This window comes from Collinsella sp. An2 (assembly GCF_002160065.1).
Taxonomy (GTDB): domain Bacteria; phylum Actinomycetota; class Coriobacteriia; order Coriobacteriales; family Coriobacteriaceae; genus Limicola.
This window is the reverse complement of the sequence record NZ_NFJW01000031.1, coordinates 1-9,967: the sequence shown is the minus strand read 5'-3', so window position 1 is coordinate 9,967 and position 9,967 is coordinate 1. Positions and strand designations below refer to the sequence as shown.

9 protein-coding genes are annotated in these 9,967 nt (G+C 60.3%); 4 read left to right on the top strand and 5 right to left on the bottom strand.

Annotated features, from left to right (window positions below; all coding sequences use genetic code 11):
- Positions 1 to 775: 775 nt before the first annotated feature.
- Positions 776 to 1,426: a lactate utilization protein gene (locus tag B5F33_RS10570; protein WP_087411783.1), complete on the bottom strand. Its 651-nt coding sequence runs from the start codon at positions 1,424 to 1,426 to the stop codon at positions 776 to 778.
- 227 nt (positions 1,427 to 1,653) lie between these two features.
- Here B5F33_RS10570 and tgt point away from each other — a divergent pair, with 227 nt between their 5' ends.
- A complete protein-coding gene (tgt, locus tag B5F33_RS10565; protein ID WP_087411782.1) occupies positions 1,654 to 2,793 on the top strand; it encodes a tRNA guanosine(34) transglycosylase Tgt in 1,140 nt (379 codons plus the stop codon).
- A 72-nt stretch (positions 2,794 to 2,865) separates the two neighbouring features.
- Here tgt and B5F33_RS10560 read toward each other — a convergent pair whose 3' ends face one another.
- Positions 2,866 to 3,579, bottom strand: coding sequence for a helix-turn-helix transcriptional regulator (locus B5F33_RS10560; protein WP_239285057.1), 714 nt, complete (start codon positions 3,577 to 3,579; stop codon positions 2,866 to 2,868).
- 548 nt (positions 3,580 to 4,127) lie between these two features.
- On the opposite strand from B5F33_RS10560, the gene B5F33_RS10555 reads away from it, so the two are divergent.
- Entirely contained in the window at positions 4,128 to 4,820 is a 693-nt protein-coding gene (locus tag B5F33_RS10555) for a TIGR00730 family Rossman fold protein (protein ID WP_239285060.1), read from the top strand.
- 380 nt (positions 4,821 to 5,200) lie between these two features.
- On the opposite strand, the gene B5F33_RS10550 is transcribed toward B5F33_RS10555, so the two are convergent.
- Positions 5,201 to 6,253, bottom strand: a complete 1,053-nt coding sequence (locus tag B5F33_RS10550) for a hypothetical protein (RefSeq protein WP_143757992.1) — start codon at positions 6,251 to 6,253, stop codon at positions 5,201 to 5,203.
- 194 nt (positions 6,254 to 6,447) lie between these two features.
- Here B5F33_RS10550 and B5F33_RS10545 point away from each other — a divergent pair, with 194 nt between their 5' ends.
- Entirely contained in the window at positions 6,448 to 7,389 is a 942-nt protein-coding gene (locus tag B5F33_RS10545) for a TIGR02452 family protein (protein ID WP_087411779.1), read from the top strand.
- A gap of 211 nt (positions 7,390 to 7,600) precedes the next feature.
- On the opposite strand, the gene B5F33_RS10540 is transcribed toward B5F33_RS10545, so the two are convergent.
- A complete protein-coding gene (locus tag B5F33_RS10540) occupies positions 7,601 to 8,191 on the bottom strand; it encodes a DUF308 domain-containing protein (RefSeq protein WP_087411778.1) in 591 nt (196 codons plus the stop codon).
- Positions 8,192 to 8,604: 413 nt separating this feature from the next.
- Between B5F33_RS10540 and B5F33_RS10870 the strand changes: the two genes are divergently transcribed.
- The gene (locus B5F33_RS10870; RefSeq protein ID WP_143757991.1) at positions 8,605 to 8,811 is read left to right on the top strand and encodes a hypothetical protein; all 207 of its coding nucleotides are present in this window, start codon (positions 8,605 to 8,607) and stop codon (positions 8,809 to 8,811) included.
- Positions 8,812 to 8,855: 44 nt separating this feature from the next.
- Here the strand turns inward: B5F33_RS10870 and B5F33_RS10535 are convergent, their stop codons facing one another.
- Positions 8,856 to 9,719, bottom strand: a complete 864-nt coding sequence (locus B5F33_RS10535) for a YaaA family protein (RefSeq protein WP_087411777.1) — start codon at positions 9,717 to 9,719, stop codon at positions 8,856 to 8,858.
- Positions 9,720 to 9,967 lie beyond the last annotated feature (248 nt).

The following is a 9,967-nucleotide window of genomic DNA, read 5'->3' as shown; positions in this document are numbered from 1 at the left end:
TGACGTTGGGAGAACGTCGTCTCGGCGGCGCGTAAGGGGACGGAAGGGCCCGACCCTCCTTTGGCCAGGAGGGCCGGGTCGTTTTTGCCACTTGACAGGGTTATCGGTCATATGAGGGAATAGGTCGCTTATCTTTGCATGGGGCCCGGGTCGTTTCCGCAGCGACCCGGGCCCTTTGTGTCGGGAGCGTTGGTACCCGCGTTTGTCGACGAGGGGTTGTGCCCTTCTCCGGGGGATCCCGCGTCCGCCTGCGAGGGACCCCGTCATCCTTTTTCTCTGGGGCTCAGGCCTCTCGTCCTGTGAACTTGGGTCTTGTGGTCAATATTCGCGCGCGCTGGGCATGATGCGTGCCGAACATGGGGTTCGATGGTCAAATCATGCGAGCGCTGGGCACGTCCGATGCTGCCTTAGGCTCTCTTTATGCGGAGCCATCGGCGGAGTTGCCCAAACGGCGGGTGATTTGACCATGTTTGTGGAGTCCCTGTTTCCGCGACGCATCGAACATACCCAGCGGACAGGGAAATTGACCGGCGGGCCACTGTGTCTACCTATCGCTTGCCCAGCAGGCAGACGAATTGACCAACAGAGACCCCCATCCGCGCGGCGCGTACCCAGCGCGCCCATCATTTGACCAATGAGGCTCGGGGCGTCAAACGCACTACCCCGAGCCTGCGACAACAGTTGTATGGTCACGCGTCAATCGCGTGGCGCACATCTCGTTGTTGGAACCGGGGCCTGGCAATCCCGCTGAAAGCCAGGCCCCACGGCATTCAAGTTAGTAGCCGAGATCTTCGCCAATCAGTACGACGCGGATGCGGCCCTCGTGGCGCGAGTGACGCGTCACCACGACGTTGCAGCACATGCACTTAGGCGCGTGGCAGTCGGCGCAGACGCCCGTGAGCTCGCAGGGCGTTTCGGTGTGCAGGCGCTCGGCGTTGAGCGGGCAGGTGATGGTTCGAATGCGCTTGATGCCGGCATCCACGTCGGCCACCATCTTGTTCATGCCCACGAGCACCACGACATGCGCGGGACCGTGCAGCAACAGCGAGCAGCGGTCGGAGTTGCCATCGATGTTCACAAGCTCGCCGCTCACGGTGAGGGCGTTCGCGCTCATGAAGAACCAGTCTGCTGTGGTGCGGTCGCGCCACATTTCGCGCTGCTCCTCGGGGGTGGTGGCGCTTGCCCGGTCGAGCATCTGGTAGCAGCCGGCCTCCTCGAGCGCCGCCTTCATACCGGTTTCCTTAAACGTTTCGCTGCCGCCCCAGGTGACGGAGTCGCCTTCATGCATCCATGAGGTCACAAGGTCAACGGCATCGGCGCTTGTGGCGCAAAAGTAGCCATCCATGTTGTGCTTGCCGAGGTTTTTGATTACGGTGCCTGCGGTCTTTTCGTACGACGCGAGAACGGTCGGGGCGATGGTCGCCATGGTGTCTCCTCTCCTTGGGGTGATTTCATGGTAGCGCTTTCGAGGTGTGAGCCAGGCTGGAGCCGGACGGGCGGCATTCCGGGGTCGGGATGCGTCACGCGGCAGTTGCTGCTTGTGGCGAAGCCGTCGAAGCGGAAGACAGGGCATCTATGCACGCTATACTGGTCCGGATACATCGGCTGCCGAGCTGTGCCCGGCAACGCCTGGAAAGACCTGCAAGGAGACCTATGGACCAGAAGCTGTTCCGCTACGACATCGTCGCCGAGGATCCCACGACCCACGCCCGCGCCGGCGTCCTGCATACGCCCCATGGCGACATCGAGACGCCCATCTTCATGCCGGTGGGTACCAAGGCGACGGTCAAGGGTATCCCATGGGAGACGGTCAAGGACCTCGGTGCTCAGATCGTGCTCTCCAATACCTATCATTTGGCGATGCGTCCCGGCGCCGACCTCATCGCCGAGATGGGCGGGCTGCACGACTTTATGAACTGGCACGGTCCCATCCTCACCGACTCCGGTGGCTTCCAGGTGTTTTCCCATGGCGATGCCGTAAAGCTCACCGACGACGGTGTACGCTTCATCGCCACCGACTACGACGGCAGTCACGTGTTCTGGACGCCTGAAGACAACATGGCAATTGCCCAGAAGCTGGGCAGCGACATCTGTATGCAGCTCGATCAGTGCCCGGGCTATCCCGCCACGCGAGCGTTCGTGGAGCGCGCCGTCGAGCTCTCGAGCATGTGGGCGGAGCGCTGCTACAAGGCCCACACCCGTCCCGACCAGGCGCTCTTTGGCATCGTCCAGGGCGGCATGCATCTGGACTTTCGCCTGCGCAGCCTGCGCCACCTCGAGGAATGCGGCGACTTCCCGGGCTACGGCATCGGCGGCTACTCGGTGGGCGAGGACCACGAGACCATGTTCGAGACGCTGGCTCCGCTCGCGTCCGAATACATGCCGCGCCAGAAGCCGCGTTATCTCATGGGCGTGGGCAATCCCACCACGCTCGTGCGCGGCGTTGCCTGCGGCATCGACATGTTCGATTGCGTTCTGCCTACGCGTACGGGTCGCATGGGCTCGGCATTTTCGAGCGAGGGGCGCCTGAACTTCCGCAACGCCAAGTTCGCGCGCGACCCCCGTCCGGTCGACGAGCACTGCACCTGCCCGGTCTGCACCGGCGGCTACACACGCGCACACATCCGTCATATGGTCACGCAGAAGGAGATGCTCGGCGGCATTCTGCTGTCTATGCATAACATCTACTACCTGCTGAACCTCATGAAAGAGGCGCGCCAGGCCATTATCGAGGGACGCTATGGCGCCTTCGTGGAAGACTGGATGAACTCGCCTGCTTGCGCCGATTACTAACGCGTATCACGGGGGCGCTGCCCGTTACGGTGCCCCCGTTCTAATTCCGTGAAATCTCGGGGCGCGGCGTGCCTACTGACGTCGCTCTGGCTGGTTGCGCTCCCAGGTGAATGCAATGGCGAACGGTGCGAGCATACATGCCGAGACGATGAGCGCCGCCTGCAGGTTGGGATTTCCGCCGGCGATGCTCACGCATGCGCCAAGCAGCGTCGAGAGCCCGAACAGTCCAAACCATAGCGACCACCACCAGCGTCCGAGAAGCTGCAGGATGCGGTCGCCCCGTCGGGACACGCCGTGGGGAACAAGGGTGATGAGCTGCACGACGGCGCCCATCGTCCTCACGCCGCAGCGCTTCTGAATCGAGAGGGACCATGCGACGAGCACGGCAAGCGCGCCGAACCTCAAAGCCTCAAACGTTGTCAGTCCCGCTGCCGAGGGGTCTTCGATATGCAGGGCGCTCATGAATCCCGCGAGCACGTAGAGCGACAAAATCGCGGCCGTCACGCCCAGCAGCTCACGGCGTGCCCCGCGCGTTCGGTCGATTGCCGGAAATGACCCAGGCACATCGGCACCAAGCAGCTCGTCGGCACTGCAACTCAGCTGTTGCGCGATCAGTTTGAGGGATTGTGCGTCCGGAATCGTGCGACTTGTTTCCCAATTCGATACGGTCTGCCGGGATACCTCAAGGGCGAAGGCGAGCTCCTCTTGGCTCAGTCCTGCGGCCACGCGGCGGCGTTTGATATTCGCGCCGATAGATGTGGACGTATCCGTGTGCGTCGCTCCCAAGGCAGCCTCCCTCCGTCGACTCCTCAGTCGTCTTCATCGTAGTCAATCGGGTGGGAAATGTCTGCAAAACTTCTTTGACAGGGAGCGCTACGTGCAGATTTTTCTCGGCGAGCTCGCGGCGTGCTCCGCACGCGACTCGGCCCACGGGCTTTTGTTCTGGCTCGTTAGCTCAGCGCCACGAGCATGCCGGCATCGAAAGCGGTGAGCGCGCGGATGTATCTCGGTTCTAACAAAGACGTTATCGAAGCTTGACGAGTCACGCTGTCGCTGCCGGGTACCATGAACGAAAAGGCTTGTGACGACTATCGCGCGAATGATTTTGCGCAGAGTGTAAACGCAGGAGGTTTGTGGTGACAAAAGACGATGGCAAGTTCGAAAGCCCAAAGGATATCGATTCAAGCGAGGGCGGGTACAGGAAGACCGCGTCTTCGAATATGGAGGACACCGGCCAACCTTCAGCAGGCCGGATGCCTGCTGAAGAGCTGTCTGCAGAAGATGATTCCGTAAACGAGGAGTCAGGTCCTACGTATCATCGTGGACCCGTGATCATGCGCGGGAACATGATCCCTACCGACAACACCTATGCAAATCTGCTTGCCCCCGAGAAATCGACCGACTGGCTTCACATGGATCCCTGGCGCGTGCTGCGTATCCAGGCGGAGTTCGTGGACGGGTTTGGGGCGTTGGCAGAGATCGGGCCCGCGGTTGCCATCTTTGGGTCGGCGCGTACGGACCGCCATGACCCCATGTATAAAGCTGCACGTCGTGCGGGTCGGCTATTGGCAGAGGCTGGCGTCGCGACCATCACCGGAGGTGGCCCGGGCATTATGGAAGCGGCGAACCGCGGCGCCTACGAGCGCGGTGGCACATCGGTGGGGCTGGGAATCGAGCTTCCGCACGAGCAGGGCATCAATCGCTGGGTCAATTTGGGCATGACGTTTCGGTACTTCTTTGTGCGCAAAACCATGTTCGTGAAGTACTCGGAGGGCGCGCTCGTGTTTCCAGGCGGCTTTGGAACGCTGGACGAGATGTTCGAGCTGCTCACGTTGGTACAGACACACAAGGTCGCTCATACTCCCGTCGCGCTTGTGGGCAAATCGTATTGGTCGGGGCTGTTCGAGTGGATTGAGGGCACAGTCAAGGCGGAGGGCATGATCTCTGCGCTCGACCCGCGCTTGGTGCAGATTACCGACGACGTGGACGAGGCGGTGGCCGTGGCGCTGAGCAACATCCAGCGCTAGCAGGAGCACGGGACGGCCTTCGAAGGTGAGAACTGTCTTATCGCGGCCGGCGCCGGCTCTGCGGCGCCCCGCCATCGTTGCCGCCGCATCAGTTGCTCAGCGTCTGTAAGCGATTATGCGCAGCCGTGCTCGCGAAAATGGCCCTTGAGACAGAAAAGGACGGTCGATGTGTGTAAAACCGGCCGTTTTGTACGACTATATTTTGTCGCGCGCCTAAGTTGGGCTTCCGTGTCACGAAAAGCCCAGGAATTTACTTGCATAAACTATCAGTAAAAATGCATACCAAAATCCAGTCGTACAAAACGGCGATTTTTACACACAAATGAAGTGTTTAGTCGCCTCTACCCGTTCGGTGGGCCAGTATTTCGCCCCTCGCGATGTCACGGACTCTGTCGGACAAAGCGATTCCACAGATCAAAGCGCCGCTGCTCGAGTTTTGCAATGCTGAGCTTCCTGTCAACGTTGTCGGAACCCCCTCGTACGACGGGCCAAGGACGAAGCCCGAGTACCTTGCGGGCACGGTCACCCAAAAGCACCATGTAATCGAAGTCCTTAGCATCCTCTAGCCTGATGGCATAGTGCACCAGCTGGTCGATTGAGGCGATAGCGTTTCTCCTGCGAGAGTCCTTCACGACTTTCCATGGCTCTTGGTGTTCCGATTGACTGTCGTAGTCAAACGCGACGCAACTCGTCCCCCTGCGTGTCGTTTTCGCTGTAATGAGGACATCGGGATACCGAGTGGATGTCTTTGTGTTTCCCTCCGCATCGCGCCCGTCGTAGATTTCGATACAGGGGTTCATGACAACCTCGCCCAAGGCCATCCCTCCCAGGCGTTGTGGCAGTCCATAAAACATGGCGATGCCGGACTCTTTAGGGGAGCGCGAATGGTCATGAACGTGCGCGAGCGCCTGAAGTGCACGGGCCGAGCCGTGAATGTCTGTGCCCTTTGCAATATATGCGGCGAGTTTGCTTGTGCTCGTGAGCCGCGAGTCGTTGTGCTCTCGAAACACGGCTCCGCTTCGAGCAATGGGGTCGAGACGATAGTCGGAGCAAAGCGCCATGCCATGGAAAATCGCTTCGAGAAGGTCATCGTTTTGGCAGAGCTGGATAAAACACAGCTCGGGGCTCACGCAGTAGAGTTCGATATCGTCATTGCCGCTCGCAATGGGGATAAGCGATCCCTTGGGAAGCTGCTTGGTACAGAGGTGCGTGATTACCGACGATTGTTTGCGGCGTAGAGACGCGTCGCAAACGAGAAACTCAAGCGGAGTGTTCTCGAGGTCGAGAAACCACTGCAGCTTTGAGACCGCGGCGCGGCCAGGAACGGAGGCGCCGCCGAGCTGCGCGCGGCTTGATCGCTCGTTGTCCGGTCGAGGGTTGCGATGATGCATGAGCCAGACGTAGGCGGCATTATGTGAAAGCACACACTTCATAGGACCAGCGTAGTCGGCACGATGGGGAGCAGATGCGGGAGCGGCCGCCTTGTGGGCCGAGTGGCGCCAGTTGCGCGGCGGACGGCAGGGGAGAGACGTAACGTGGAGATTGCCCGCCTCGATGCCTTTGGGTTTTTGCGCCCCGTTGGGATAGGATGTGTGGCATACATACTGGCGGCGAGAAAGGTGACATCATGGCGGAACAAACTGGCCGACGCCCGTTGAACGGACGCAACAATCCGCGCCGTGACGCGCGGCGCGAGGCGGCGGAGCGCCATACCGAAGACGTGGCTCGACGCTGCGCGAAGGATATCGAGCGCTCGCTGGCGGGCGTTGTTCGCATCGAGGGGTTGCCCACGGTCGAGGTCGGCGAGCCCGTGGTGCCCGAGGTTGCGGTCGTTGCCCAGGATGCGGTTTCTGCCATCGTGGAAAACGGGCGCGGCTATGCCCAGTTCTGCGACATGGCGGTGCTCGATTTCGCTTCGTTCGTCACGCCCGCCGGCGGCTACATTCGCGGAGCTTGGGCCCAGGAGCAGGCGCTCTGTGCGAACTCGTACCTCCACAACGTGCTCGATACGCAGCGGGACTGGTACGGCGAGAACCGCCGTCGCAACATCAATTGCGAGCTGTATCGCAACCGAGCGCTCGTGGTGCCGGCCGTGCGGTTCGAGCGCGACCATGTGCATGCGTACGCCGATGTCATCGTGGCCGCGGCGCCCGACGCCAAGCGTGCTCGCGACGAATATCACGTGGACGAGGCAACGCTCGATGCCGCCATGCGCGACCGCATTCGGTTTGTGCTGGGCATCATCGATCAGTTGGGCCGCGAAAAGGCCGTTTTGGGCGCGTATGGCTGTGGGGCGTTTGGCTGGGATGCCGAGCGCGTGGCAGAGCTTTTCCGCGCGGAGCTTGCGGATGGCTCGCACGGTGTAAAGCAGGTAATCTTTGCCGTGCCGCGCACGCGCTATGACGACAATCTTGCAAAGTTCGAGCATGCGTTTTCCGCATTCCCCGAGCCCCCGGCTACATCCTACAGCGAGGCGGCTGCCGCTGCGGCTGCAGAGCGCCAGGCCCGCGAGGCGGCTGCTGCGACCGCAGACGATGAGGAAGAGGACGACTGGCGGAACTATCTTTAAGGTCGCATCGAACGCGACTGACTGACTTGAGCCATTCGGGTCAAATCGTTGATTGCAGGCATGGCGGCACAATGGTGATGTACCGGCTTCATGCAAAGGCGGGCGACGCTCTGCAAGGAGCGCCGCCCGCCTTGTTCTATGTCTCTGACCTACTCTGCGACCCATGTTGCAACACGTAAAAGTGAAGCAGGTCTTGGCCGCGCTGTATCCGTTACTGGTCGATTCGTTTGACCGAGATGCCTTCGACCAGGAGGGTTATGCCGCCGATCATGAGGTAGGCAGCGAGCAGGTAGCTCAGTGCAAGACTCGTTGCGAGCGGCATAAAGATAAACGCTACACCCAAAATGATGTTGAGGATGCCCGTGGCGGTACCCATGGACGATGTCGGAATGCGGTAGAAGTTCATCTGGCGCGAGAAGGATATGCGCTCGATGCCGGTCATGATGAGCATGAAAGCCAGCAGGTAGACGATAACTCCTGCCGTGAGCTGCGACGGGAGCGCAAGCAGCAACACGCCGAGCATGGCATTCAGAATGCCCGATGCGAGCTGCGCGCCGTTGCGGAACGGCTCGGGCGTCTGAACATATGCTGCCGCCTGGCCGATGCCATGCACCATGAGGATGACGGCGATGACGGATTGAATAAAGATGTAGACCTGTAACGGTGCCATCATGGCTGCGATGCCTGCGATAGCAAGGATGATTCCGAACACGATCATGGCGACCTTGGCGCGCCCGACAGTCTTGTTCCACCGATCGATGTATTCCTTCACGTAATCGTGATTTGCGTCGAACCAACTCATATTGAATCTCCTAACGAGAGACGGAAGGCATCCGATATCTGTGGTCGGATGCGCGCGTGCAGCTCTTCTACCCGCCATACCGGTCGATAACAGGGCGCGGAAACATAGGCGTTTCCCTACATATTGCACACAATGTGCAATATGTGACGCATCCGTAATAATGTGTTCCTACTGGTCGAGCAGCCGTCTTTTGGATGGCCCCTCGGTGATGTGCGCCGCAACGGACGGCGCAATCCGTGCATTCGTCTCTTTTGGTTCAATCACATAGATTGTTGTCGCTGTTAGTTCTAGCAATTGAATGCCGCGGCTTTCCTTATTTCGGAACTGTTTGTACTGTTGTGCCATGCTTATTCAGGTTTGTAGAAGCTAGAAGCGCGTGTTGATGGGGAAAGATGAGAAGGCGAGGTGAGCCCGTGGGCAACCCTCTTGATTGGAACCGCGATGGGCACGTGGGGATGGGCGACGGCGCAATCACCACGATGCTGCACCATGAGCTCACGCGCGGCAACGGCTCTGCCCCATCTGGCGGCGGCACGGGTTGCGGCTGCGGGTGCGGATGCCTGATCGCGCTGGTTGCCGCAGCGTCGGTGGCCGTTTTGATTGCGACGCTGCTCGGGTAGCGTACATGATCGTCGAGCGCACGGCTATTCGGTGGTAAGAGCTCCTAGCGGCCTTCGCGCAAGAAGACCAGGGTTCGCTCGGTCACACCGGCGCGTCCCGTTCGATCGGAAGAAAGCTCGGGGACGAAAACATAGCCGACGTTGAACTCAGTGAGCTGAGCGACGTTCTCGACGTCGTGCTCGGCCATCCAGCGGACCATGGAGCCGCGCGCGATCTTGGATGCCGTGGCACGTTGCACCGGTCGACCGTTGCGAAGATCCTCTCCAAAGATGCAGGTCGCTACTTGGGTGCCTGAGGGAAGGTGGGGTAGAACCGCCTTGGCATATTCGACGCTCGCAAGGTTCACGATTACCGGTTGATGGCCGTGGCCAGGTGATTCGGAATTGCGCGTGCTGGCATCCGAGATAGCCTGAGCGATACTCGTGCCCCAGAAGGCGTACAGGTCACGCGCACCGTCGACGGAGAGTTTCGCGGCCATTTCAAGGCGATATGGTTCTACGGCATCGAACGGGCGGACGCAACCGTAAAAGCCGGAAAGAATCCAAAGGTGGTCCTGAAGCCAAGAAAGTTCGCGAAATCCAAGAACGCCGGGTGCCATGCTTTGGTATTGGATACCGTGGTAGGAGAACAGTGCCGGCGAGAGGACGCGTCCCACCTCGGGATCATCGAGGTCGGCGGTAGTCATGACAGGTTTGAACTCGTGGAGTCTGTCGATGTTCTCGGCTAAGAGCTTGTCATTTACTCGCCAAAGCTTTTGAAGGCCTTCCGGGCCCTCGTTGCGCTCGACAGAACAAAGGGCTTGGAAAAGCCTAAACGTGTTGTGAGGGAAGGGCGGAATGCCGCGCGGCAAGAACGTATCGCGTGCGCAGCGCATTTGCTTCGCAGGGGAGATGATGATCTGCAGCATGCCGGTTTCCTTCCTATAGAGGACCATGACCCTAACGTAGCACGGAACCTCAGGAAGTTCGCTACACAATATAGGCGAGGTGCTCCACGCGATAAGGTGCGTTTGCGGGGGCGGGGGACGCGCCCCGCCCCCCCAATTGTGTAGACCCCGTGGAGACGCCGATTCCCGCCCCCGGCGGGGCCCGGGTCTGGCAACATATCCCCTTGCCGCGCGGCCCGGAGCCGCGGGGCGTGCACCTTGAGAACCGG

Excerpts from the sequence above, each read along its gene's own strand:
- B5F33_RS10555 (WP_239285060.1), top strand. The coding sequence starts at position 4,128 with ATGCGCGGGAACATGATCCCTACCGACAACACCTATGCAAATCTGCTT.
- B5F33_RS10570 (WP_087411783.1), bottom strand. The coding sequence starts at position 1,426 with ATGGCGACCATCGCCCCGACCGTTCTCGCGTCGTACGAAAAGACCGCA.
- B5F33_RS10545 (WP_087411779.1), top strand. The coding sequence starts at position 6,448 with ATGGCGGAACAAACTGGCCGACGCCCGTTGAACGGACGCAACAATCCG.
- B5F33_RS10535 (WP_087411777.1), bottom strand. The coding sequence starts at position 9,719 with ATGCTGCAGATCATCATCTCCCCTGCGAAGCAAATGCGCTGCGCACGC.
- B5F33_RS10550 (WP_143757992.1), bottom strand. The coding sequence starts at position 6,253 with ATGAAGTGTGTGCTTTCACATAATGCCGCCTACGTCTGGCTCATGCAT.
- B5F33_RS10540 (WP_087411778.1), bottom strand. The coding sequence starts at position 8,191 with ATGAGTTGGTTCGACGCAAATCACGATTACGTGAAGGAATACATCGAT.
- tgt (WP_087411782.1), top strand. The coding sequence starts at position 1,654 with ATGGACCAGAAGCTGTTCCGCTACGACATCGTCGCCGAGGATCCCACG.